The organism is Geodermatophilus sp. SYSU D00697 (genome assembly GCF_054050175.1).
In genome coordinates, this window is the sequence record NZ_JBJGYV010000004.1 from 194,688 (window position 1) to 218,343 (window position 23,656).

Annotated in this window: 21 protein-coding genes; 11 read left to right on the forward strand and 10 right to left on the reverse strand. The window is 76.3% G+C overall.

All coding sequences use genetic code 11. From position 1 onward, the window contains the following. Positions 1–65: 65 nt before the first annotated feature. Complete coding sequence (locus tag ACI79C_RS05890; RefSeq protein WP_456944691.1) at positions 66–1,535, forward strand: diguanylate cyclase domain-containing protein; 1,470 nt, start codon at positions 66–68, stop codon at positions 1,533–1,535. Here the strand turns inward: ACI79C_RS05890 and ACI79C_RS05895 are convergent. Continuing rightward, entirely contained in the window at positions 1,518–2,099 is a 582-nt protein-coding gene (locus tag ACI79C_RS05895; RefSeq protein ID WP_456944692.1) for a TetR/AcrR family transcriptional regulator, read from the reverse strand. The two genes, ACI79C_RS05890 and ACI79C_RS05895, sit on opposite strands and share 18 nt — an antisense overlap. A gap of 67 nt (positions 2,100–2,166) precedes the next feature. On the opposite strand from ACI79C_RS05895, the gene ACI79C_RS05900 reads away from it, so the two are divergent. Together ACI79C_RS05900 and ACI79C_RS05905 are read left to right on the forward strand one after the other, a co-directional pair. Further along, positions 2,167–2,547, forward strand: coding sequence for a hypothetical protein (locus tag ACI79C_RS05900; protein ID WP_456944693.1), 381 nt, complete (start codon positions 2,167–2,169; stop codon positions 2,545–2,547). A 26-nt stretch (positions 2,548–2,573) separates the two neighbouring features. Continuing rightward, complete coding sequence (locus ACI79C_RS05905) at positions 2,574–3,020, forward strand: YdeI/OmpD-associated family protein (RefSeq protein ID WP_456944694.1); 447 nt, start codon at positions 2,574–2,576, stop codon at positions 3,018–3,020. A 33-nt stretch (positions 3,021–3,053) separates the two neighbouring features. Here ACI79C_RS05905 and ACI79C_RS05910 read toward each other — a convergent pair whose 3' ends face one another. Together ACI79C_RS05910 and ACI79C_RS05915 are read right to left on the reverse strand one after the other, a co-directional pair. Then, positions 3,054–3,959, reverse strand: coding sequence for a haloalkane dehalogenase (locus ACI79C_RS05910; protein ID WP_456944695.1), 906 nt, complete (start codon positions 3,957–3,959; stop codon positions 3,054–3,056). Between the two features lie 11 nt (positions 3,960–3,970). Further along, the gene (locus tag ACI79C_RS05915) at positions 3,971–4,570 is read right to left on the reverse strand and encodes a DinB family protein (RefSeq protein WP_456944696.1); all 600 of its coding nucleotides are present in this window, start codon (positions 4,568–4,570) and stop codon (positions 3,971–3,973) included. A gap of 92 nt (positions 4,571–4,662) precedes the next feature. Between ACI79C_RS05915 and ACI79C_RS05920 the strand changes: the two genes are divergently transcribed. After that, entirely contained in the window at positions 4,663–5,418 is a 756-nt protein-coding gene (locus ACI79C_RS05920; protein ID WP_456944697.1) for a MerR family transcriptional regulator, read from the forward strand. A 102-nt stretch (positions 5,419–5,520) separates the two neighbouring features. Here the strand turns inward: ACI79C_RS05920 and ACI79C_RS05925 are convergent, their stop codons facing one another. Further along, a complete protein-coding gene (locus ACI79C_RS05925) occupies positions 5,521–6,315 on the reverse strand; it encodes a methyltransferase domain-containing protein (RefSeq protein WP_456944698.1) in 795 nt (264 codons plus the stop codon). Between the two features lie 93 nt (positions 6,316–6,408). Between ACI79C_RS05925 and ACI79C_RS05930 the strand changes: the two genes are divergently transcribed. Both ACI79C_RS05930 and ACI79C_RS05935 read left to right on the forward strand, forming a co-directional pair. Continuing rightward, entirely contained in the window at positions 6,409–7,497 is a 1,089-nt protein-coding gene (locus ACI79C_RS05930) for an FUSC family protein (RefSeq protein ID WP_456944699.1), read from the forward strand. 64 nt (positions 7,498–7,561) lie between these two features. Continuing rightward, positions 7,562–8,650, forward strand: a complete 1,089-nt coding sequence (locus tag ACI79C_RS05935; protein WP_456944700.1) for an FUSC family protein — start codon at positions 7,562–7,564, stop codon at positions 8,648–8,650. Positions 8,651–8,719: 69 nt separating this feature from the next. Here the strand turns inward: ACI79C_RS05935 and ACI79C_RS05940 are convergent, their stop codons facing one another. Beyond that, the gene (locus ACI79C_RS05940) at positions 8,720–10,258 is read right to left on the reverse strand and encodes a glycerol-3-phosphate dehydrogenase/oxidase (protein WP_456944701.1); all 1,539 of its coding nucleotides are present in this window, start codon (positions 10,256–10,258) and stop codon (positions 8,720–8,722) included. 16 nt (positions 10,259–10,274) lie between these two features. On the opposite strand from ACI79C_RS05940, the gene ACI79C_RS05945 reads away from it, so the two are divergent. Beyond that, on the forward strand, positions 10,275–11,981 hold the full coding sequence (locus ACI79C_RS05945; RefSeq protein ID WP_456944702.1) for an FAD-binding oxidoreductase: 1,707 nt from the start codon (positions 10,275–10,277) through the stop codon (positions 11,979–11,981). A gap of 80 nt (positions 11,982–12,061) precedes the next feature. Here the strand turns inward: ACI79C_RS05945 and ACI79C_RS05950 are convergent, their stop codons facing one another. Further along, positions 12,062–12,223, reverse strand: coding sequence for a hypothetical protein (locus ACI79C_RS05950; protein WP_456944703.1), 162 nt, complete (start codon positions 12,221–12,223; stop codon positions 12,062–12,064). Then, positions 12,216–13,736, reverse strand: coding sequence for an FAD-binding oxidoreductase (locus ACI79C_RS05955; protein ID WP_456944704.1), 1,521 nt, complete (start codon positions 13,734–13,736; stop codon positions 12,216–12,218). The genes ACI79C_RS05950 and ACI79C_RS05955 overlap by 8 nt, the downstream gene beginning before the upstream one ends. Before the next feature lie 237 nt (positions 13,737–13,973). Between ACI79C_RS05955 and ACI79C_RS05960 the strand changes: the two genes are divergently transcribed. Continuing rightward, a complete protein-coding gene (locus tag ACI79C_RS05960) occupies positions 13,974–17,315 on the forward strand; it encodes a BTAD domain-containing putative transcriptional regulator (RefSeq protein ID WP_456944705.1) in 3,342 nt (1,113 codons plus the stop codon). Positions 17,316–17,417: 102 nt separating this feature from the next. Here ACI79C_RS05960 and ACI79C_RS05965 read toward each other — a convergent pair whose 3' ends face one another. Both ACI79C_RS05965 and ACI79C_RS05970 read right to left on the reverse strand, forming a co-directional pair. Further along, positions 17,418–18,023 (reverse strand): hypothetical protein, encoded by a 606-nt coding sequence (locus ACI79C_RS05965; RefSeq protein WP_456944706.1) that lies wholly within the window; start codon positions 18,021–18,023, stop codon positions 17,418–17,420. A gap of 4 nt (positions 18,024–18,027) precedes the next feature. Next, positions 18,028–18,849, reverse strand: coding sequence for an SDR family oxidoreductase (locus ACI79C_RS05970; protein WP_456944707.1), 822 nt, complete (start codon positions 18,847–18,849; stop codon positions 18,028–18,030). A 131-nt stretch (positions 18,850–18,980) separates the two neighbouring features. Here ACI79C_RS05970 and ACI79C_RS05975 point away from each other — a divergent pair, with 131 nt between their 5' ends. From ACI79C_RS05975 to ACI79C_RS05985, 3 genes are all read left to right on the forward strand, one after another. Continuing rightward, positions 18,981–19,451, forward strand: coding sequence for a DUF7144 family membrane protein (locus ACI79C_RS05975; protein ID WP_456944708.1), 471 nt, complete (start codon positions 18,981–18,983; stop codon positions 19,449–19,451). Positions 19,452–19,487: 36 nt separating this feature from the next. Continuing rightward, positions 19,488–20,726 carry an arginine deiminase gene (locus ACI79C_RS05980; RefSeq protein WP_456944709.1) on the forward strand — a complete coding sequence of 413 codons (1,239 nt, stop codon included), beginning with the start codon at positions 19,488–19,490 and terminating at the stop codon, positions 20,724–20,726. A gap of 141 nt (positions 20,727–20,867) precedes the next feature. Continuing rightward, positions 20,868–21,935 carry an NAD(P)-dependent alcohol dehydrogenase gene (locus ACI79C_RS05985; protein ID WP_456944710.1) on the forward strand — a complete coding sequence of 356 codons (1,068 nt, stop codon included), beginning with the start codon at positions 20,868–20,870 and terminating at the stop codon, positions 21,933–21,935. Positions 21,936–22,140: 205 nt separating this feature from the next. Here the strand turns inward: ACI79C_RS05985 and araA are convergent, their stop codons facing one another. After that, positions 22,141–23,652, reverse strand: a complete 1,512-nt coding sequence (gene araA / locus ACI79C_RS05990; protein ID WP_456944711.1) for an L-arabinose isomerase — start codon at positions 23,650–23,652, stop codon at positions 22,141–22,143. Positions 23,653–23,656 lie beyond the last annotated feature (4 nt).

Consider the following 23,656-nt stretch of genomic DNA (forward strand, 5'->3'; position numbering starts at 1 on the left):
CGGCGCGGGGCAGCGGCCGTTGCCGAGTCCAGGCGGCCACCGGGCCGCGCCACCCGGAGGACCCCGTGACCAGCACCGCCGCAGGAGACGCGCAGGCGGTCCTGCACGCCCGCCAGGCCGAGATCCTCGCGGCGTCGGGCATCGGGAGCGACACCACCGACGCCGAGCTCGACGCCGTCGTGCGCGTGGCCGCCGCCGTCACGGGGATGCCCAACGCGACGCTGAACTTGCTGGACGCCGACGAGCAGCACCAGGTCGCCACGCACGGCGCCGTCGGCTGCAGCTCCCCGCGGGGCGAGTCGCTCTGCGCCACGGTGACGACGTGGGCGCCGCGGGTCTACGCCTTCCCCGACCTCGCCGCCCTGCCCGAGTTCGCCGGCAACGCCTGGGTGGACGGCCGCCGCGCGCGGATCCGCGGCTACGCCAGCGCACCGCTGGTGGCCGACGGCACCCCCATCGGCGCCCTCTGCGTCTACGACGAGCAGCCGCGGGAGATCGGTCCCGGCCAGTGCGACCGGCTCGCCGACCTCGCCGCGGTGGTCCTCGGGCTGCTGCAGCGCCGTCGGCAGTCCCGGGAGCTCGCGGCGCTGGCCGCGGCCAGCGAGGTCGCCCGCCAGGAGGCCGAGCGGGCGCACGGCGAGCTGGCCCGCTCGGAGGCGTTCGTCCGGGCCCTGCTGGAGGCGCTCCCCGTCGGGGTCGTCGCCGCCGACGCCGACGGCCGGGTGACCCTCTTCAACGAGGTCAGCCGGCGGTGGCACGGGGTCGACGCCGACTCCCGCGTCCCGGTCACCGACCTGCCCACCGCCTTCTCCCTCACCCAGCCCGACGGCCGCCTGCTCCTCAGGGAGGAGGTCCCGCTCACCCGGGTGTTCGCCGAGGGCCGGATCACCGAGGTGGGGATGGGCATCGCGCCGCTCGGGGGCACGGTCCGTCAGGTGGTGGCCTCCGGCACGCGGGTCCGGGACGAGGACGGGACGCTGCTGGGCGCGGTCGTCGCGATGGCCGACGTCACGGCGCAGCGCGAGTTGGAGCAGGCGCTGCGCGCGGCGGCGCTGCACGACCCGCTCACCGGCCTGCCCAACCGCGCCCTGCTGATGGACCGGCTGGGGCAGCACCTGCGGTCGGGCGGGCGGGTCCGGGAGCCGCTGGCCGTCCTCTTCTGCGACCTCGACGGCTTCAAGCCGGTCAACGACACCGCCGGCCACGCGGTCGGTGACCAGGTGCTCGTCTCGGCGGCCGAGCGGCTGCAGGCGGCGATGCGCCCGGGCGACACCGTGGCCCGCGTCGGCGGCGACGAGTTCGTCGTCCTCTGCCCCGGCCTGGACTGCACCGGAGCGGCGCGGGCCGTGGCCGACCGGGTCACCGCGGCCTTCGAGGCGCCGCTGCGCGACTCCCGGGGTGGGGCGCACCGCGTCGGCGTGAGCGTCGGGGTCGCGCTGTGCGGCCCCGCCGACACCCCGGAGACCGCGCTGGCCGCGGCTGATGCGGCCATGTACCGGGTGAAGATCGCCCGGCGCTCAGCGCTCCCCGTCTGACCGCCGCGGCTCCAGCAGCGCGAGCCGGACGACGAGCGTGCCCACCTGGGTGTCGAGGTCGGGCCAGGGCAGGTCCGGCCCGGCCGACCGCAGGCTCACCACGCCGTGCAGCGCCGTCCACACCAGGGCGGCGTCGGCGCGCGGGTCCCGGCTGGCCGAGCGCCCTGCCCGCACGCAGGCCGCCACGCCGTCCACGAGGACCTCGAAGGCCACCTGCCCCGCCGTCAGCCGGCGCGGGCCGAACATCGCGCGGTAGCGGCCGGGCGCGGCCAGGCCGGCCGCCACGTAGGCCCGGCAGCCGGCCACCAGCCGGTCGACCGGGTCGGCGTGCTCGACGACGGCCGCACCGATCGCCGCGCGGAGGTCCCCGAAGGCCTCGGCCAGGACGGCGTCGAGCAGCGCGTCCAGGTCGGCGAAGTGCCCGTACACGGCGGGCGCGCTGACACCGGCCTCACGGGCCACCGCCCGCAGCGTGACCCCCTCCAGCGAGCCGGTGCGCTCCACCAGCGCAGCCGCGGCGGCGACGAGGTCGGCGGTCAGCCGGCCAGGGGTCCGTGGGGGCACAAAGCCACTTTACACACGTTAAGAAGCGGCCTAACCTCCGTCCTTAACAACCGTTAAGGAGGTTGCCGTGCCGATCATCCCCGACCTGCCCTGGACGGCCGACGAGACGGAGCCCGGTCCCGGGATCGTCGTCCTCACCCAGCTGCACCTGCGCCGCTTCCGCGACGTCCCGGCCTTCTTCCGCGACTCGATGGCCATCCGCCGGCAGGCCATGCGCTCGCCGGGGGCGCGCTCCCTGGTCCTCCGGGCTCGTCCGCTGGCCCGCCACTTCACCACCGTGTCGTGGTGGGACGACCAGGCCGCGATGGTCGCCTTCGTCCGGACCGACCCGCACCGCTCGGCGATGCGCCGGTGGGGACCGCAGATGCGGGAGTTCAGCAACCGGACGCTCCCCGGCACCGCCGGCGTCGTCCCCACGGTGGCGGCGGCCGAGGCTCAGCCCGCCTGACCGGTCGAGGCCCTAGCCTGCGGCGCATGGAGTTCCGGACGACCGTCGTACTGGGCGGCAAGACCGCCACCGGCCTGCAGGTGCCCGACGAGGTGGTCGCGGCCCTGGGTGCCGGCAAGCGGCCGCCCGTGGTCGTCACCGTGGGCCCGCACACCTACCGGACGACGGTCGCCACGATGAGCGGGGCCTTCTGGGTGCCGCTGGCCGCCGAGCACCGGGAGGCCGCGGGCGTGCGGGCCGGCCAGGAGGTCGACGTCCGGGTCGAGCTGGACACCGCGTCCCGCGACACCCCGCTGCCCGACGACCTCGCGGCCGCCCTGGACGACGGCGCGCGGGCCTTCTTCGACGGACTGGCGCCCTCGCACCGCAAGGAGTGGGTGCGCTGGGTCGAGGAGGCCAAGAAGCCGGAGACCCGCGCCGCGCGGATCGCGAAGGCGGCCGAGTCGCTGCGCGCGGGGCGGAAGGCCCGCTGACCCCGCCGCCGGGCCGGCGCGGCGCCGGGTCGGTCAGCGCAGCGTCGGGAGCCAGTCCGCGAGCGCGCGGCCGAGCTGGTGCGGCGAGTCCTCCGGGACGAAGTGCGACCCGGGCACGGTGACCTCGGTCAGCGCCGCCCACTTGCGCACGAAGGCACGCTGGCGGCCCACGAGCAGGAAGCCCGGATCGGCGTCGAGGAACAGCTTCGGGATCTCGCTGGTGCGCAGCCACTGCCCGTACCGGGCGACGACGTCGCGCACCCGCGGGGGCACGCCCTCGATCGGGATCTGCCGCGGCCACTCCAGCGTGGGCCAGCGCTCCCCGGGGGTGGCGAAGGGCCGCCGATAGCGCTCGTGCGCCTCCGGGCTCAGGCCGCGGGCGACCGAGGCCGGCAGCAGGCGCTCGACGAACACGTTCTTGTCCAGCACCGCGGCCTCGCCGTCCGGGCCCCGCATGGTGCGGAAGATCTTGCGGGCGTTCGCGGGCCAGTCGGCCCAGGTGAGCGGCGTCACGATGGCCTCGGTGAACGCGATCCCCCGGACCGCCTCCGGGTGCCGGTGCGCCCAGTCGAAGCCGAGGGCCGAGCCCCAGTCGTGCAGCACGAAGGTGACCCGCTCGGTGGCGCCGACCGCGTCGAGGAAGCGCTCCAGGAAGCCGGCGTGCGCGGAGAAGGAGTAGCTGCCCGGGCCGGGGTCGGGGAGCTTGTCGGAGTCCCCCATGCCGATGAGGTCGGGAGCCAGGCAGCGGCCCAGGTGCTGCACGTGCGGGAGGACGTTGCGCCACAGGTAGGACGACGTCGGGTTGCCGTGCAGGAAGACGATGGGATCGCCCTGCCCCACCTCGACGTAGGCCATCTGCAGGTTGCCGTCGGCCCGGCGGTCCACGCGCACGCGCGTGCGGGGGAAGGGGTCCTCGGGCGAGACGTCGTCGGCAGCCATGCCGAGGATCCTCACCCATCCGCCGCGGGGGCACCTGTCCGCGCCGCCTGCCGGGCCGCCGCCTCGATGCGCTCGCGGAACGCCGCCCACTCGGCCGGGGTGCGGTCGGGGAGGTTCGGGGTGGCCGCGGTCATGCCCACCGACCCGTCGATCAGCTCACGGAGGATGTCGGCGTGGCCGGCGTGCCGGGCGACCTCCACGCAGACGTGCACCAGGACGGTGTGCAGCGTCGGGCGGCGCCGCTCCTCCCGCCACCACGGCACCTCGCCGACGGCGTCGAGGGGCAGCGCCTCGATCGTGTCGTCGGCGTGCGCGGCCGCGAACCGGTACAGCTCGACGACCTCCTCCCGCGTCTCCTCGGCGGTCGCCCACATGTCGGCGTCCTCCTCGCCCCCGTCGTCCCACGGGTAGGGGCGCCCGGCAGGCCGGCCGAACACGTCGCCGAAGTAGCCCAGCTGCACGTGGGCGACGTGCTTGAGCAGGCCCAGCAGGTTGGTGCCGGTCGGGGTCATCGGCCGGCGGACGGCGTACTCGTCGAGGCCGTCGAGCTTGGCCAGCAGGTCGGCCCGGCGGGCGCGCAGGCAGGTGAGCAGGTCGGTCTTCTCGTCCACGCGCGGGAGCGTCCCGCATCCGGGCGACATCGCGCTTGACCCTGACGCGGCGTCAGGCTGTGCACTCGTCCCCGTCAGAGAGGAGGGACCGCGTGAACGTGGGAGAGGTGGCCGCCCTGGCCGGGGTCACGGTGCGCACGCTGCACCACTACGACCGCATCGGTCTGGTGTCCCCGTCCGGGCGCACGTCGGCCGGCTACCGGCAGTACTCGCCGGCCGACCTGGACCGGTTGCACCAGGTGCTGCTCTACCGCGAGCTCGGGTTCCCCCTGGAGCAGGTCGCGACCCTGCTGGACGACCCGTCGGCGGACCCGGCCGAGCACCTGCGCCGGCAGCACCGGCTGCTGCTCGACCGGCTCGAGCGGACCCGGGCGATGGTCGCGGCCGTCGAGAAGGAGATGGAGGCGAGGGCGATGGGGATCGAGCTGACCGCGGAGGAGCGGTTCGAGGTGTTCGGGGAGCACGACCCGGCGCAGTACGAGGCCGAGGTGCAGGAGCGCTGGGGCGGGACGGAGGCGTACGCCGAGTCGCAGCGGCGCACCCGCGGCTACAGCAAGGAGGACTGGCTGCGGGTCAAGGCCGAGCAGGAGGACATCGGCAGCCGGTTCGTCGCGGCGATGCGGTCGGGCGCCGCACCCGACTCGACGGAGGCGATGGACGTCGCCGAGGCGCACCGGCAGTCGATCAGCCGGAGCCTCTACGAGTGCTCCCCCGAGCTGCACGCCTGCCTGGGCCGGATGTACGTCGAGGACCAGCGGTTCACCGCCACCTACGAGGCGATGGCACCCGGGCTAGCGCAGTACGTGAGCACCGCCGTCCAGGCCAACGCCGCCCGCCAGGGGGCGTGAGCGACGCTCTGCGGGCGTTCTCCGTGCGACCGGGGTGCTGCAGCACCCGCACGGCACGAGGAACGCCCGCAGAGTCGCCGGCTCAGCCGCACAGCTCCCGGCTCAGATGCGGATGAGCAGCTCCCCGTGCAGCATGCCCAGCCAGCCGTCGTCCGCGGCCGCCCAGCGCAGCCAGGCGGCGGCGACCTCCTCGAGCTCGGCGGGCGTGGCCAGCCCGTAGGCCACCGCCTGCTCGGCGAAGGCCGACGCCGTCGCCCGTCCGGCCCAGGAGGTCCCCCACCACTCCCGCTCGGCCGGGGAGGCGTAGCACCAGGACGACGCCGAGGCGGTGACGTCCCGCAGCCCCGCGGCGTGCGCCCAGGCCAGCAGCCGCCGCCCGGCATCGGGCTCGGCCCGGTTGTGCCGGGCCACCGCGGAGTAGAGCTCGAGCCACCGGTCGAGCCCGGCGTCGGCGGGGAACCAGGTGACCGCCGCGTAGTCCACGTCCCGGACGGCGACCACCCCGCCGGGCCGGCAGACGCGGGCCATCTCCCGCAGGGCGGCGACCGGGTCGGTGAGGTGCTGCAGCACCTGGTGGGCGTGGACGACGTCGAACGAGTCGTCGGCGGCGTCGAGCGCGTAGACGTCGCCGACGGCGAAGGTCACCGGCACGCCCCGCCGCGCGGCCAGGTCCCGGGCCTCGTCGAGCGGAGCCGGCGACACGTCCACGGCGAGGACCCGGCCCGGGCCGACGCGCTGCGCGAGGTCCACGGTGATCGTGCCGGGGCCGCAGCCCACGTCGAGGAGGTCCAGGCCCGGGCGCAGCAGCGGCAGCAGGTGCGGCGCGGAGTTCTCCGCGGTGCGCCAGCGGTGGGACTGCAGGACGGGGTCGGCGTGCCCGTGCGTGTAGGTGTCCACGCCCCACAGCCTGCACCGCATGGTCCACAGAGTGGAACAGCCGTCTCGCTCTCTGGGACACGCCGGTGACGGGCCGTGCGAGGCTGGTCCCCCGTGAGCTCCGTGCGCGCCCTGCTCCGGGACCCGACCGCCCAGCGCGGGATCCGGGCGGCGATCGCGGCCGGGCTGGCCTGGCAGGTCGCCGTCCTGCTCCCGCCCGACCTCGCCGAGTACGCGTACTACGCGCCGCTCGGCGCCATCATCGCCGTCCACCCCACCATCGCCGACTCCGCGAGCGCCTCCTGGCGCACGGTGCTGGCCATCGTGCTCGGCCTCGGGCTCGCGGTCGCCGTCTCCGAGGTGACCCCCGGGCTGCCCGAGGCGCTCGTCCTGGCCCTCCTGGTGGCCCTGGCCGTCGGCCTCGAACGCCTGCCGGTGCTCGGGGGGAACGCCAGCTGGGTGAGCGTGGCCGCCGTCTTCATGCTCACCGTCGGGGCCGGGGACCCGGCCGACTTCGTCGCGGCCTACGCCGGGCTGGTGCTGCTCGGGGCGGCGGTCGGCGTGCTGGTCACCGCCCTGTTCCCGCCGCTGAACCTCACGTCGGCCCGGCGCGCGATCGACGCCACCCGCGGGCTGTTCGCCGAGCACCTCACCGCCACCGCCGCGGAGCTGCGGGCGGGCCGGTCGCCCACGCTGGAGGAGGAGCTGCTGCGGGCCACCGCCCGCGACACCGCCCTCGGCCGGCTCCGCGAGGCCGAGCGGACCGTGGAGCGGGCGCAGCGGGCCAACGTGCGGGCCCGCCGCTGGCAGGACGCGAGGGCGCGCGTGCAGCAGGAGTCCCAGGCGCTGGAGCGGGTCGCCGTCCTGCTCGACGACGTCACCGTCCTGGTGGCCGAGTACCAGCCGCACCGCAGCGGCGGCGAGCGGCCCGACCTGGGCACCGCCCGCCGTCTCGCCGACGCCCTCGAGGGGGTCGCCGGCGTGATCCGGACGCCGTACCACGCCGCGGACGCGATCCGGCCCGACGACCGCGACCACCGGGTCCAGGTCGCCGGCGACGCGCTGGCCGGACTCGTCGACCGGCTGCGGGCCACCACCATCGACGAGGACCCCGGCCTGCTCGCCCTCAGCGCGGTGGCGGTGGGGGTGGAGCGGGCGCTGACGGCGCTCGACGCGCTGCCCCGGGAGGAGCCGGCGGCCTGACCGCGACGAAGGTCACGCGCCAGGGTCCGCACCGGGCCCGGCGCACCGATCATCCTGGGTCCCCGTGGGACTCCTCTGGGCTCAGTTGCGACGCCCGGCCGTGCAGCGCGGCGTGCGGGCGGCCGTCGCCGCCGGGCTCGCCTGGCAGGTCGCCGTCCTGCTGCCACCCCTGCTGTCCGACTACGCCTACTACGCCCCGCTCGGCGCGGTCATCGCCGTCCACCCCACGATCGCCGACTCCGCGAGCGCCGCCTGGCGCAGCGTGCTGGCGATCCTCACCGGGTTCGCGCTGGCCGTCGCCGTCTACGAGCTCACCCGGGCGGTGCCCAACGCGCTCACGATCGCCCTGATCGTGGCGCTGGCCGTCGCCGCCGAGCAGTGGCGGCTGTGGCGGGAGCAGGCGAGCTGGGTGAGCTTCGCCGCCGTCCTCATGCTCACCGTCGGCCTCGACGACCCCGACGCCTACGTGCTGCGCTACGCCGGGCTGACCCTGCTGGGTGCGGCGATCGGCGTGCTGGTCACCACCGTGCTGTTCCCACCACTGCAGCTCACCCGCGCGATCGAGCAGGTGACCCGCACCCGCCGGGCGCTCGCCGACCACCTGCGCGGCCTCGCCGCGACGCTGCGCGCGGGCCAGGTGCCCGACATCGCGGAGTGGGCCGACCGAGCCGGGCGCCTGGAGCGCGAGCTGGACCGCATGCGCGCGGCGGAGGGGCAGGTGGAGCGGGCCCGCCGCGCCAACCCGCGGGCCCGTGCCTGGCGGGGAAGCGCCGCCGGCATCCGCGCCGAGTCGCGGGCGGTCGACCGCGTCGCCGTCCTCGTCGACGACCTCATCTCGCTGGTGGTGGAGGTCCAGCCGCACCGCCGGGCCGTGGACCTGGTGGACGCCGGCACCGGGTGGGTGCTCGCCGACGCCCTCGACGGCCTGGCCGGCGTGGTCGCCACCCCGTACCACAGCACGGACGGGACGACGCCGGACGAGCGGGACGAGCGGATCGCCGACGCCGTCACCGCGCTCGACCGCCTGGTCGGCCTGCTGCGCACCGCCACGGTCTCCGACGACGAGGGCTTCTTCGCCCTGGGCGCGGTGGCGGTCGGTGTCCGGCGCGGGCTGACCGCCCTGGACGCGCACGCCCGCCGCCAGGCGGCCTGACCGCACGAGATCTGCACGGTGGCGGCCAGCAGGGCCCGGAGCGCCACCGGAGTGCAGATCCGGTGGCGCTCAGAGCTCCTCGGCGAGGACCTGCTCGGCGACCGGGACGGCGCGGGCCCGGTCGGCCGGCACCAGGCCGATCCGCACGCGGCGGTCGAGCAGGTCGCCCACCGTGCGCGCACCCTCGGCCCGGACGGCGAACCGCAGCTCCCCCACCGTCTCCGGCCGGCCCTCGACGACCGGTTCCCCGCCCAGCGCGGCGACCGCCGGGGCCTCGGTGCCGTACCGCGCGACCAGCCGGGGCGGGGCGTCCACCCGGTCCAGCGCCACCGGCGGGGCCGCCCCGACCAGGGGCAGCCGCGCGGTGCACGACCGCGGCGCGGGCCGGCCCAGCCGCGCCACCACCGCGTCCACGGCCTCCTCCGCCATGGCCCGGTACGTGGTCAGCTTGCCGCCGACGACGGTGAGGACCGGTCCGTCCCACCGCAGCAGGTGCCTGCGCGAGAGGTCGGCGGTGGCCCCCCCGGGGCCGGCCCCGGCCGCGGCGGGGAGCACCAGCGGCCGCAGGCCGGCGTAGCAGCCGACGACGTCGTCGCGGGTCAGCGGCGCGGCCAGCACCCGGTTCACCGTCTCCAGCAGCTGCGCCACCTCGGCCCCGCTCGGCTGCGGGTCCTCGTCGGGGACCGCGCCGGGCACCGGCTCGTCGGTGAGTCCGAGGTACACCGGGCCGCCCGGCTGCGGCAGCGCGAACACGTACCGCGACCGCGAGCCGGGCAGCGGCACGGTCAGCGCCGCGGTGGGGGAACCGAGCCGCTCCGCCGGCACGACCAGGTGGGAGCCGCGGGAGGGCACCAGCCGGACCCCCGGCGCCAGCCGCTGCGCCCAGACCCCGGTCGCGTTGACGACGACGTCCGCGCGCAGCGGGAGCGCCTCGCCGTTGTCGAGCTCGACGTGCACGTCCTGGCCGTCCACCGCCCGGACCGCCGCCCCGGTCAGCACCCGCGCCCCGGCCGCCGCCGCCGTCCGGGCGAGCGCGACGACCAGCCGCGCGTCGTCGGTGAGCTGGCCGTCCCAGAACACGACCCCGCCGCGGCTGCCGCGGACCCCTGGCGTCAGCCGGGCCACCTCCGACGGCCCGACGCGCCGGGTGCGGGGCAGCGAGCGGCGGCCACCGGGCACCGAGGAGCGGACGGCGTCCCCCAGCCGGCCCCCGAGGCCGGCCAGCGCGGTCACCGACCGGCCGGCGGCGTCGGGCACCAGGAACGGCAGCGGCCGGACCAGGTGCGGCGCCGTCGCCCCCATGAGGACGACGCGCTCGCGGGCGCTCTCCCGCGCCAGGCCGAACTCGCCGTGGGCCAGGTAGCGCAGCCCGCCGTGCACGAGCTTCGACGACCACCGGCTGGTGCCCGCGGCGAGGTCGGCACGTTCGAGCAGCGCGACCGACAGCCCGCGGGCCGCGGCGTCCAGCGCCACCCCGGCGCCGGTCACGCCGCCGCCGACCACCACCACGTCCACCCGGCCCCCGGCGACGACGTCGAGGTCGGCGGCCCGCCGGGCCGGGGAGAGCGCGCCGGCAGCGGCGCCGTCGGACGCTCCCCTCCGCAGCACCCGGCAGACTGTAGCCGTGCCCGAGCAGCCCGAACTGACGATCCAGGGCTGGGGGTCGCCCACCCGCCCGCGCGACGCCACGGTGACCGCCGGGACCGACGGGGGCGACGGCAACCTGGCGCTGGCGACCTTCCCCGACCTGGCCGAGGTGCTGCCCAAGGCCGCCCGGCGACACCTGGCGCGGGAGCTCGGCTGGACGCCCCGCGCCACCCCGCCGGTGCCGGTCGACGCGATCCGGCTGGCGCCCTCACGGCTGGCCGAGGACTGCCGGACGCGGCTGGCCGACCTGCTGGGCGAGGAGAACGTCCGCACCGACCGGGAGAGCCGGCTGCGGCACGCGGGCGGCAAGAGCTACCTGGACCTGCTGCGCCGGCGGGAGGGCGACGCCTCCGACGCCCCGGACGCGGTCGTCACCCCGGGCGGCACCGAGGAGACCGCCGCGCTGCTGGCGCTGTGCAGCGAGATGGGCGTCGTCGTGGTGCCCTTCGGGGGCGGCACGAGCGTCGTCGGCGGGCTCTCGGGCATCGACGCCGACGACCGGCCCTCGATCTCGGTGGACGTCCGGCGCATGGCGTCGGTGCAGGCGCTCGACGTGCCCTCGTCCCTGGTCACCGTCGGCCCGGGCATGCGCGGGCCCGCGCTGGAGCAGCACCTGGAGTCGTCCGGGCTCACCCTCGGGCACCTGCCGCAGAGCTGGGAGTACGCCACCCTGGGCGGTTACGCGGCGACCCGGTCGGCGGGGCAGTCCTCCACCGGGGTCGGCCGGTTCGACGACCTCGTCGCCGGGCTCACCCTGGCCACGCCGTCCGGGGTGCTGGAGCTCGGCTCCCCACCGGCGTCGGCCGCCGGGCCGGACCTGCTCGGCCTGGCGCTGGGGTCCGAGGGCGCGCTCGGCGTGATCACCCAGCTACGGCTGCGGGTGCGCCCCAAGCCTCGGGCGTCCGAGTACGAGGGCTGGTCGTTCCGCTCCTGGGCGGCGGGGCTGGCCGGGCTGCAGCGGCTGGCCCGCCACGACCTGCTGCCCGACGTCGTCCGGCTGTCCGACCCCGAGGAGACCCGCGCCACCCTGCTCATGGCCGGCGGCCCCGGCGCGCGGGCGCTGCGCGGCTCGCTGCGCGCCCGCCGTCGCGGCGAGGGCTGCCTGCTGGTGGTCGGCTGGGAGGGGCTGCCCCCGCTGGTGCGCGCCCGCACGCGGGCAGCGGCGTCGGTGCTGCGCGACGGCGGCGCGATCCGGGTCGGCCGGCGGGTCGGCGAGTCCTGGCGGCGGCACCGGTTCGCCGCGCCCTACACCCGCGACAGCATGCTCGACGCCGGCCTGCTGGTGGAGACCCTGGAGACCGCGGCCACCTGGACGGCGCTGCCCACGGTCTACGACGCCGTCCGGGGGGCACTGCGCGAGGCGCTGGGCCGCAGGGGACGGCGTCCGCTGCTGATGAGCCACGTGTCGCACGGCTACCCCACCGGCGCCTCGCTCTACGTCACGGTGGTCGCCGACCGCGACGACGACCTGCCCATCCAGCAGTGGCTGGCGGCGAAGCGGGCGGCCACCGACGCGCTGGTGGCCGCCGGCGGCACGCTCACCCACCACCACGCCGTCGGGGCCGACCACCGCCCGTGGCTGGAGCGGGAGATCGGCCCCCTGGGTGTGGAGGTGCTGCGGGCGGTCAAGCAACGTCTGGACCCGCAGGGCGTCTGCAACCCCGGCGTGCTGCTCCCCGACTGAGGAAGGACCCCGTCCTCCTCACCACTCGCAGGCTCGCGGCGAGCCTCTGGACGGAGCCGACCGCCACGCACCCCCTCCGTTCAGTCCTCGTCGCCGGGGTCCTCGTCGGACCGGCGGTCGGCGGCCTCCCCGTCCCGGGGAGCCGGGAGGCCCGGGCGGATCCGGCGGTAGTGCCGGGGCAGGCGCCGGGGCCGCTCCTCCGGGCCCCCGTGCCGGCCCGCCCCGGCGTCACCCTCAGCCACGGGGGTCGAGGGCCCGGGCATCGAGGGCCCGGGCATCGAGGGCCCGGACATCGAGGGCCCGGACATCGAGGGCCCGGGCATCGAGGGCATGGCCGAAGGAGAACACCCCCCGCGGGTCGACGGCGGCCTTGAGGGCGAGCAGCCGCTCGCGGACGTCCGCCGGGTAGGCCGCCGCCACCTCTGCCGGGCCGGCCACGTCGCCGAGGAAGTTGACCATGCACCCGGGTGCGGCCCACGGCTGCAGCGCGGCGAGCACACCCCGCCCGACGTGCGGCAGGACCTCGGCCAGCTCGGGCACCGCCGGGCCGAGCACCAGCACCGACCAGGCGGCGTCCCGACCGGCGACGGCGTTGGGCACCCGCGGCTGGCGGGCCAGCGCGCCACCCATCTGCCGGATCTCGGCCATGACCAGCGGCACCTCGACCTGCGGGCCGGCCGCGGCGAGGAACGCGTCGACGGTCTCCTCGGTCAGCTCCGCGAGCAGCATGCCCTTCTCCCAGCCGGGCATCGGGTCCTCGGGGTCCATGTGCACCGCGTCCATCTCGGTGGTCAGCAGCGGGCCGACGAACCCGAGCACGATCCGCCCGGCGGCCCGCATCGGCTCCACCAGCCGCTCCCCCTCGGCCGGGTCGTCGCCGCAGTAGGCGTAGCGCAGGTGGACGACGATCTGCCCGCGCAGCGGCTCGGGGAGCTCCTCCATCGGCGGCAGGCGCAGGACGGCGATCGAGGTGGTGGCCTCCTCGGGCAGGGTCGGCGCCCAGGTGCGGAAGGCGTGCAGGACGGCGGCGGCGTCCTCGGCGGCGAAGAAGACCCCACCGCCGACCAGTGAGCGCACCGGGAACAGCTCCATCTCGATGGAGGTCACGATGCCGAAGTTGCCCTTGCCCCCGCGCACCCCCCAGAACAGCTCGGGCTCGCTCTCGGCGCAGACCGTCCGCAGCGCGCCGTCGGCGGTCACGATGTCGAAGGAGACGACGGCGTCCGCGGCGAAGCCGAACCGGCGGCCCAGCGAGCCCATCCCGCCGCCGAGGGTGTAGCCGACCACCCCGACGTCGGACGACGAGCCGCACAGCCCGGTCAGCCCGTGCTCGGCCGCCGCGGTGAGCACCTTCTCCCACCGCACGCCGGCCTCGACGCGGGCGGTGCGGCGGACCGGGTCGACGGTGACCCCCTGCATGCGCCGGGTGGAGACCAGCACGGAACCGGCTGCGTTGCGGACCGGCCCGTGCCCGGTCGCCTGCACGGCCACCGGCAGGCCGTGGGTGGTGGCCCAGGAGACGGCGGCGGCGACGTCCGCGGCGCAGGTGGCGCCGACCGCGACGGCGGGGGTGTGGGTGACCGCGACGTTCCACGCGAGGACCTCGGCGGCGAGGCCCTCCTCACCGGCGGCGTAGACCGGTCCGTGGACGCGGGCGCGCAGGGCGTCGACGTCGGCGGCCGGGACGGCGCTGTCGGCGGGCGGGCGCGGGGCGGGGATGGTCTCGACGGCGGTGCTGACCTCGGAGAGGCTCATCGGGGGTTCCTCGACGGGACGGTCGCGGCGGCGCCGCGGGTTCGGGTGTCGGACGGGGACGACCCTGGTCGCGCGGACTTGACGGGCACTTGCAGGCCGCTTGCGCGCGGACTTGCGGTCCCGGGCGGTGCAGGAAGGACTCCCGTTTCCCGTCCGGACCTGGGAGGATCCCGCCTCGTGCGGTTCCGCGTCCTCGGGCCTCTCGAGGTCACGGGCCCTGACGGTCGCCCCCTCGACGTGGGCGGCGCCAAACCCCGCGCGCTGCTGACCCTGCTGCTCGCCGAGCCGGGTCGCGCGGTCGCCATCGACCGGATCGTGGCGACCCTGTGGGGCGACGAACCGCCGCCCACGGTCACCGGCACCCTGCAGGCCTACGTCTCCCACCTGCGGCGGGTGCTCGAGCCGGCCCGCGGCCCCCGCGAGGCGCCGAAGGTGCTGCTGACCCGGCCACCGGGCTACCTGCTGCAGGTGGAGGCCGCCGACCTGGACAGCCTGCGCTTCGCCCAGCTGGTCGACGAGGGCGACCGCGCCGTCGAGGGCGGTGACCCCGCCCGCGGCGTCGCGCTGCTGGACCAGGCGCTGAAGCTGTGGCGGGGTGAGCCGCTGGCCGAGCTCGGGGAGACGCCGGCGGCGGCCACCGACCGGCTCCGGCTCACCGAGCTGCACGTGCGGGCCCGCGAGCGACGCTGCGACGCGCTGCTGGCGATGGGCCGGGCCGACTCCGCCGTTCCCGACCTCGAGGACCTGGTCGCCGGGCACCCGCTGCGCGAGCGGCTGTGGGCCCGGCTGGTCACCGCCCTCTACGCCGCCGACCGGCAGGCCGACGCGCTGGACGCGCTGCGCCGCTGCACCGAGCTGCTGCGCGGCGAGCTGGGCATCGACCCGGGCCCGGAGCTGCGCGACCTGGAGCGGGCGGTCCTCCGCCAGGACCCGAGGCTCACCGACCGGGTGCCCCGCCCCGTCCTCTCCGTCGTCCCGCCGCCGGCGGCCATGCCGTCCAGCGCTCCCGGCCACGACACCCTGGTCGGCCGGCAGGCCGAGCTGGGCCACCTGCGCACCGTCGGCGAGCAGGTGGCCGCCGGGCGGCCGGCCATCGTGGTCCTCGGTGGCGAGCCGGGCATCGGCAAGACCCGGCTGGCCGAGGCGGCCGCCGACGTCGGTCGGGCGGCCGGCTGGTCGGTGGCCTGGAGCCGGTGCGCGGACGACGCCGGCGCGCCGGCGCTGTGGCCGTGGACCCAGGTGCTCGAGCAGCTGGGCCAGGAGCAGCTGGCGCCGTTGCCCGACGACCCCGCCGCGGACGCCGACGCCGCCCGGTTCGGGCTGTTCCAGGACCTGCGCGCCCGGCTCACCGCGGCCGCCGCCGGCCGACCGGTGCTCGTGGTCCTCGACGACCTGCAGGGCGCCGACACCACGTCCGTGCAGCTGCTGAGCCTGCTGGCCCGGCACCTGCCGCGGGTGCCGCTGATGGTGGTGGTCACCGTCCGCTCGGTGGGCGAGGACCTGCCCGAGGTGGTGGTCGACTGCCTGGCCCGGCTCAACCGGGAGCCGGCGGCCAGCCGGATCCGCCTGTCGGGGTTGCCCACCGAGGACGTCGCCGCCCTCATGGCCGGGCAGCTCGGCGCCGTGGGCGGGCACGCGCTCGCCGAGACCGTGCACGACCGCACCGCGGGCAACCCGTTCTTCGTCGTCGAGCTGGCACGGTGGATGGTCAGCACCCACGACCTGCGCCTGGACCGGGTGCCGGTCCCCCCGTCGATCCGGGAGGTGCTGCGCAACCGGCTGGCCCGGCTGGGCCCCAGCACCCGGGAGGTGCTGGAGCTGGCCGCCGTCGCCGGCCGCGAGGTGAGCCTGGACCTGCTGGAGGCGGCCGGCACGCCGGCGGAGGAGGCGCTCGCCGCGCTGGACTCGGCGACCGCCTTCGGCCTGGTCGTCGAGGGCCACCAGCCGTGGAGCTGGCGGTTCACCCACGCGCTGGTGCAGGAGGTGCTGCACGGCGACCTGCCGGCGCTGCGCCGGGCCCGGCTCAACGCCCGCCTGGCCGGTGCCCTGGAGCGGCGGGCCCTGGGCGGGCGCGCCGACGACGCCGTCGTGGAGCGGCTGGCCCACCACTTCGTCGAGGCGGTCCCGGTCACCGGCCCGGGCCCCGCGCTGCGGTACTCGACCGCGGCGGCGCAGGTGGCACGGGAGCGGCTGGCGCACGGCGAGGCGGCCGCGCACGTGCGCCGGGCGCTGTCCCTGCTCGACCCGTCCGCGCCCGACGCCGCCCGCACCCGGCACGACCTGCTCACCACGCTCGGCAACGACCTGCTGCGCAGCGGCCAGCGCACGGAGGCGGGGGACGTGGTGGAGGAGGCGATCGCCGTCGCCCGCGAGCTCGGTGACCGGCGCTGCCTGCTGGAGTCAGCGGCGGTGTGGGGCTCGCCGACGTTGTGGAACTGGCGACCGCACGGCGTGGTCGACCACGAGATGGTGGCCCTGCTCGAGGACCTGCTCGAGCACCGGGACCAGATCGCCCCGGACGCCGCCGGCGAGGAGCGCGACCGGCTGACCGCCCGGCTGCTGGGCACCCTCGGCGTCGAGCTGGCCTTCAGCGAGGACCTGCAGAAGGGCCCGCGCTACGCCGAACGCGCGGTCGAGCTCGCGCGCCAGGTCGGCGACGCCGAGCTGCTGGGCCGGACCCTGAACAACCTCTCCCTCGCCGTGTGGGGCCGTCCCGGGGCGGCCGAGCTGCGGCTGGCCGCGACCGACGAGGCCCTCGGGCTGACCGGTCGGGGGTTGCCGCGCCGCACCGAGTTCTACGCCCGGCTGCACCGGGCGGCGGTCCGGCTGCACCTGGCCGACCTGCGCGGTTTCGAGGCCGACATGGACGCCGGGCGCCGGCTGGCGATCTCGCTGTCCGGCCCCGAGGTGCGCCCGCACGTGCTGTGGCAGCAGGCCGGCGCCGCCTGGCTGCGCGGGGACGCCGCCCGCGCCGAGGAGCTGACCACCGAGGCCTACGAGCTCTACCGCAAGGTCACCCCGCACGCCGCGCACGCCTTCGCGGCGCACCAGTTCACCCTGCGCCGCGGGGACCACCGCCTCCCCGAGGCCATCGACCTGCTGGTGCGGACCGGCGACGAGGGCAACCCGCTGCTGCAGCTCATGGCGGTGCTCGCCGCGGCCGAGTCCGGCGACCTCCCCGAGGCCCGCCGGCTGCGCAAGCGCTGGGGACGCACCCAGGTCCGCGACTGGGCCAGCGACGTCGCGACGCTGCTGCAGGCCGAGGTCGCGCTGCAGATCGGCGACGAGCCGGAGATCGAGATGGCGACGGTGCAGCTGCACCCGTTCCGGGGCCGGCAGGCCGTGCTGGGGACGCCGTCGTTCACCCTCGGCGCCTACGACGAGCTGCTCGGCCGGATCGCCGAGCGCACCGGGGACACCGTGGCCGCCCGCGAGTGGTGGCTGGCGGCACGCCGGCAGGGCCAGCTCGTCGGGTCGCCGCACCAGGTGGCCCTGGCCGACTCGCACCTGGCCCGGGTGCCCGAGGAGTCCGCCACCCGGCCGCGCGGGAAGCGGCCGAGCGCGCCGAGGTCCGCCTGACCGCTGCCGGTCGATGATCAGGGTCCCTGGTCATCGGGCGTCCTCCCGCACCGCCGACGGTGAGGGAGCACGCGGTGCGATCAGGGACCCTGATCGTCGCCGTCAGGGCAGCTGCACCGTCGTCGTCACCCGCACGACGCTCGGCCGGGGCGGGACCGAGCCGAACCCGAAGGTGACCGGCGGCCGGACCGGCGCAAGCCCGCCCAGCGGCGCTCCGTCCCACGCCCCGGCGGCCGACGTCAGCGCGTGCAGGTCCTGGACGCCGTACCACTCGGTGCGCCCGTTGCCGGCCGAGCCCGTGGTGCGCAGGCCGGTGAGCAGCCGCGCCGGCCGGTCCAGCAGGCCCACCCAGGCGGGGGTGCGGGCCAGCGGCGCGGGGACCGACCGCAGCAGCCACCCCAGCGGCGGACGGCGCCCCGCCTCGACCGTCAGCCGCAGCGGCCCGCCGGTGACCGTCCAGGTCCGCACCCGCGGCCGGTCCACCGTCACGTCGAGGACCCGCACCTCGTCGAAGGCGTAGGTGCCCGCGATGAACTCCGCGGCCTCCGCCGACGGGGCCAGCAGCACCCGGTGCCCGTCGGGGCGCTGCACCATCACGTCGGAGAGCGGCCCCAGCGGCGACCGGGGCCAGTGCCCGACGACGACCCGGGTGCCCGAGGTGGTGCCGACGCCGAGGATCCAGCCGTCGAAGCGCAGCCGCTGGGTCATCGACTCAGAGGGTGGTCGCCCGGCCGCCGTCCACGGGGATGACCGCGCCGGTGACGTAGGCGCCGGCCCGGCTGCTCAGGTAGACCACGACGCCGGCCATGTCATCGGGCCGGCCGATCCGCCGCAGCGGGGACGACGCCGCGATCTCCTCGCCGTGCGCCGCCAGCGTCGCGGCCATCATCTTCGACTCGAACGGGCCGGGGGCGACGGCGTTGACCGTGATCCGCCTCGGGCCGAGCTCCTTGGCCAGCACCCGGGTGAGGTGGTGCACCCCGGCCTTGCTGGCCGAGTAGGAGTAGGTCGGCAGCGTCGGCGCGTGCAGGCCGTCGATGCTGCCGACGTTGACCACGCGGGCCGGGTCGTCGTCGGTGCCCGCGGCCTCCAGCAGCGGCAGGAACGCGCGGGTGAGGAAGAACGGCGCCTTGAGGTTGAGGTCGAGCACCTTGTCCCACGCCGACGCGGGGAACTCCGCGAGGGGCGCGCCCCAGGTGGCGCCGGCGTTGTTCACCAGGACGTGCAGCCGCTCCTCGCGCTCCCCCACCGCGGCGGCCAGCCGCAGGCACTCGGCCTCGGTGGAGACGTCGGCGGGGATCGAGGCGACCCGCCCGAACCGGGACAGCTCGGCGACCGCCGCCTCGCCGGCCTCGGGCTTGCGGGAGCTGACGTAGACCGCCGCGCCGGCCTGCAGCAGGCCGCGGGCCATCATCAGCCCGATGCCGCGGGTGCCACCGGTGACGACGGCGACCTTGCCGGTCAGGTCGAACAGGTCCACCAGGACGTCCTCCACGAGGGTCGTGGGGACGTCGTCGGCCCCCGGCGCGGGCACCCTACCCGGGCCCGTCCGGCGCGACCCCGGTGCAGACGGCGCATCGTCCGTTCCGCGTGAGGCGCCCACCCCCGCCGGCGACCAGGCTGCTGCACCGGGCGGGACGGTCCCGCCCGGGAGGGAGCGGCGCCATGACCAGCGCCTTCCAGAGTCGGCAGCCGGAGGCGAACTGGCAGGCGGAGGCCGGCATCGGCAGCTACGGCCCCCGTGACCGGGCGACGGGCTGGCTCGCCTTCATCGCGTTCGCGGCCGTGCTCCTGTCCGCCATCGGGGTCTTCTCGGTCATGCAGGGACTCACCGCCCTGCTCAACGACGACTTCTACCGGGTGCCCGCCGAGGCGCTCGGCATCCCGGTCGACTACACCGTCTGGGGGTGGGTGCACATCCTCCTCGGCGTCGCAGCCGTCCTCATCGGCTGGGGCCTGACGCGCGGCCATCCCGCGGCCCGCGCCGCCGCGGTGGTGTTCGCGGTCGTCAACGCCGTGGCCAACTACGTGTTCCTCCCGGCCTACCCGTGGTGGTGCAGCATGCTCATCGCGGTCAACCTGCTCGTCATCTACGCCGTCACGGTGCACGGCGAGGAGATGCGGACCGTGCGGTGAGGGGCCGCGCGGCGTGCGCTGTGCCAGCCTCGCCCCATGAGCGGAGCCGCCGAGACCGTCCCGGGCGCGACCAGCGAGGTGGGGCCGCTGCGCACGGTGCTCCTGCACCGGCCCGGTGCCGAGCTGCGGCGGCTGACCCCGCGCAACAACGACGAGCTGCTCTTCGACGGCGTGCCGTGGGTGCCGCGCGCGCAGGAGGAGCACGACCGCTTCGCCGCCGAGCTCACCGCCCGCGGCGTCGAGGTGCTCTACCTGGATCGGCTGCTGGCCGAGGTGCTCGAGGTCACGGCCGCGCGGGACGAGCTGGTCGCCGCCGCCGTCGACGACCCGCGGCTGGGCACCACCCTCACCCGCACGGCGGAAACCCACCTCGCCGGCCTGGCACCCGACGACCTCGCCGCCACGCTGATCGCCGGGCTGGCCCACGACGAGCTGCCCGGCGCGCGCGGCCTGTCCTACGAGCTCATGGACCGGCACGAGTTCGTCGTCCGGCCGCTGCCCAACCTGCTGTTCACCCGCGACTCGTCGGTGTGGGTCGGCGACCAGGTGGCGGTCACGTCGCTGGCGATGCCGGCCCGGCACCGGGAGAGCACGATCACCGCCGCCGTCTACGCCCACCACCCGCGATTCGCCGGCGCCGAGCAGCTCTACGACGCCTCGCTGGAGCACCTGGAGGGCGGCGACGTCCTGCTGCTGGCGCCGGGGGTCGTGGCGGTGGGCGTCGGCGAGCGGACGACTCCGGGGGGAGCCGAGCGCCTGGCGCAGCGGGTGTTCGCCCGCGGCCTGGCGCACACGGTGCTGGTCGTCCCGATCGCCCAGCAGCGGGCGACCATGCACCTGGACACCATCGCCACGATGGTCGACGTCGACGCGCTGGTCATGTACCCCGCGGTCGCCGACTCCCTGGTGGCCTGGACGGTGACGGCCGGGGAGGGCGGGGCCGGCCCGACGGCCGGCGACGACGCGACCGACCTCGTGGTGCGCGGCCCGGCGCCGTTCCTCGAGGCCGCGGCCACCGCGATGGGCATCGACCGGCTGCGGGTGATCGACACCGGTCTGGACCCGGTCACCGCCGAGCGCGAGCAGTGGGACGACGGCAACAACACCCTCGCGCTGGCCCCGCGGCTGACCGTCGCCTACGAGCGCAACACGGTCACCAACGCCGCGCTGGAGGCCGCCGGGATCGAGGTGGTCCGGATCGCCGGCTCCGAGCTCGGCAGCGGCCGCGGCGGGCCGCGGTGCATGAGCTGCCCCGTCGCCCGCGACCCGCTGTAGACCCCGGTCGGCCGCGCAGCGGCGGGTGTGCAGCCGTGCCCGACTCTGCCACCCTCCTGCGCATCGGCCCCGAGACGGGGCCGTGGACCGGGCGCACCGCCTGGCCGCCCGGTTCCGGGATCCGGTGCCAAGGAGCGACCCATGGCCGACGTGATGCGCGCGTTCGTGATGCTCGAGGTCGGCAAGACCGCGGTGGTGGAGAAGCCCCTCCCGACGCCGGGTCCGGAGGAGGCCGTCGTCCGGACGACGGCGGCACTGGTCTGCACGTCCGACGTCCACACGGTCAAGGGCGCCCTACCGGTCGAGAACGGGCGCACGCTGGGCCACGAGTCGGTGGGCGTGGTCCACGCGCTGGGCTCGGAGGTGTCCGGGTTCACCGAGGGACAGCGCGTCGCGGTCAACGCCGTGACGCCGTGCTTCCGGTGCAGCTACTGCCAGCGCGGGTTCTCCAGCCAGTGCGGGGGCGCCCTCGGCGGCTATCGGTACACCGCCCAGATGGACGGCACCATGGCCGAGTACTTCGTCGTGCCCGCGGCCGCGGCCAACCTCGCGGCCATCCCGGACGACGTCAGCGACGAGCAGGCGGCCTACACCTGCGACATGCTCTCCACCGGCTTCATGGGAGCCGAGCACGCCCGTCTCCAGCTCGGCGAGACCGTGGCGGTCTTCGCGCAGGGACCTGTCGGGCTGTGCGCCACGATGGGGGCCAACCTGCTCGGAGCCGGGCGGGTGATCGCCGTGGAGTCGCGGCCCGAACGCAAGGAGCTGGCCCGCCGCTTCGGCGCGGACGACGTCGTCGACTTCACCGAGGGCGACCCGGTCGAGCAGATCATGGACCTCACCGACGGCGAGGGCGTCGATGCGGCCATCGAGGCGTTCGGGTTCCCGGAGACCTTCGAGGGTTGCCTGCGCGTCACCAAGGCCGGCGGCAGGGTGTCCAACATCGGTTACCACGGGGAGAACCCCGCGCCGCTGCAGCTGCCCCTCGACAGCATCGGGCTCGGCATGAACGACAAGTCCATCCACACCGGGCTGTGCCCGGGCGGCAGCGAGCGGATGGGCCGGCTCCTCCGGCTCCTGCAGACCGGGCGCGTCGACCCGACCCCACTGACCACCCACCGGTTCGGCTTCGACGACATCGAGCGTGCCTTCGCGATGATGCAGACCAAGGAAGACGGCATCCTCAAGCCGCTGGTCACCTTCGCCTGACATCCGCGATCAGGGGCGGCCACGACCCGGACACGACCCGGCCGTCGTCCGCTGCCCGGTCCGCCGCGACCCGCTCCGGGCCGACGCCGCCCGGCCGGGGCACCCCTCTCCCCGGGGAGCTCGTGCTCTGCCTGCCGGGTGCATGCAGAGCACGAGCTCCTCGGGGTGGGGTCGGGCCGCCCCGGGGGACGGGGGTGCCGGGCGGCTACAGCCCCTGGGCCAGCCGGTGGTAGGCCGCCGACCAGCGCAGCTCCTTGGCCAGCGACCGGCGGGTGGTGTCCGCGTCGATGAGCACCAGCTCGGTGGAGAACACCTCCGCCAGGTCGGTGAGCTCCTCGGCGCCCAGCGCCGTCGAGAGCACCGTGTGGTGCGGCCCGCCGGCGGTCAGCCAGCCCTCGGTCGCCGTCTCGAAGTCCGGCCGCGGCTGCCAGACCGCGCGCGCCACGGGCAGGTTCGGCAGCGGCTCGGCGGGCTCGACGACGTCGATCTCGTTGGCCACCCAGCGGAACCGGTCGCCCAGGTCGCACCAGCCCACGACGACGCCCTCGCCCGGGGCCGCGGTGAACACCAGCCGGGCGGGGTCCTCGCGGCCGCCGATCGCCAGCGGGTGCACCTCCACCCGCGGCTCGTCCCCGGCGATGGTCGGGCAGACCTCGAGCATGTGCGCGCCGAGGATCGTCGGGGTGTCGACGGCCAGGTCGTAGGTGTAGTCCTCCATGAAGGACGTGCCCCCGGGCAGCCCGGTGGCGGCGACCTTGAGGGTGTGCAGCAGCACCGACGTCTTCCAGTCGCCCTCGCCGCCGAAGCCGTAGCCGTCGGCCATCAGCCGCTGGACGGCGAGGCCGGGGAGCTGTCGCAGCCCGCCGAGGTCCTCGAAGTTCGTGGTGAAGGCCCCGAACCCGCCGTCCTCGAGGAAGGTGCGCAGCGCCGCCTCGATGCGGGCCTGGTACCGCACCGCCTCGTGCTGCGGACCGCCCGGGCCGGCGTCCTCGGCGAACTCGTAGAGGTCGCCGTACTCCTGGACCAGGGCGTCGACCGTCTTGTCCTCCACCGCGTCCACCACGGCGACCAGGTCGTTGACGCCCCAGGTGTTCACCGAGACGCCGAAGCGGATCTCCGCCTCGACCTTGTCCCCCTCGGTGACCGCGACGTTGCGCATGTTGTCGCCGAACCGGGCCACCTTGAGCGACCGCACCGCGTGCGCGGCGGCCGCGGCCCGGGCCCATGACCCGACCCGGGCCCGCACCCGCGGGTTGGCGACGTGGCCGGCGACCGTCGTCCGCGGCATGCGCAGCCGGGTGAGGATGTACCCGTACTCCCGGTCGCCGTGGGCGGCCTGGTTGAGGTTCATGAAGTCCATGTCGATCGTCGCCCACGGCAGGGCGGCGTCGGCCTGGGTGTGCAGGTGCAGCAGCGGCTTGCGCAGCGCGTCGAGCCCGCTGATCCACATCTTCGCCGGGGAGAAGGTGTGCATCCAGGTGATGACGCCGACGCAGGCCGGGTCCTCGTTGGCCTCACCCATCGCCCGCCGGATGGCGCCGGCGTCGGTGAGCACCGGCTTCCAGACCACCCGGATCGGGACCTCACCGGCCTCGTCGAGCGCGGCGGCCACCCGCTGGGACTGCTCGGCGACCTGCTGGAGGGTCTCCTCGCCGTACAGCCCCTGGCTGCCCGTCAGGAACCACAGCTCGTGCCCGGTGAACGGGTCTGCGACCACGGGG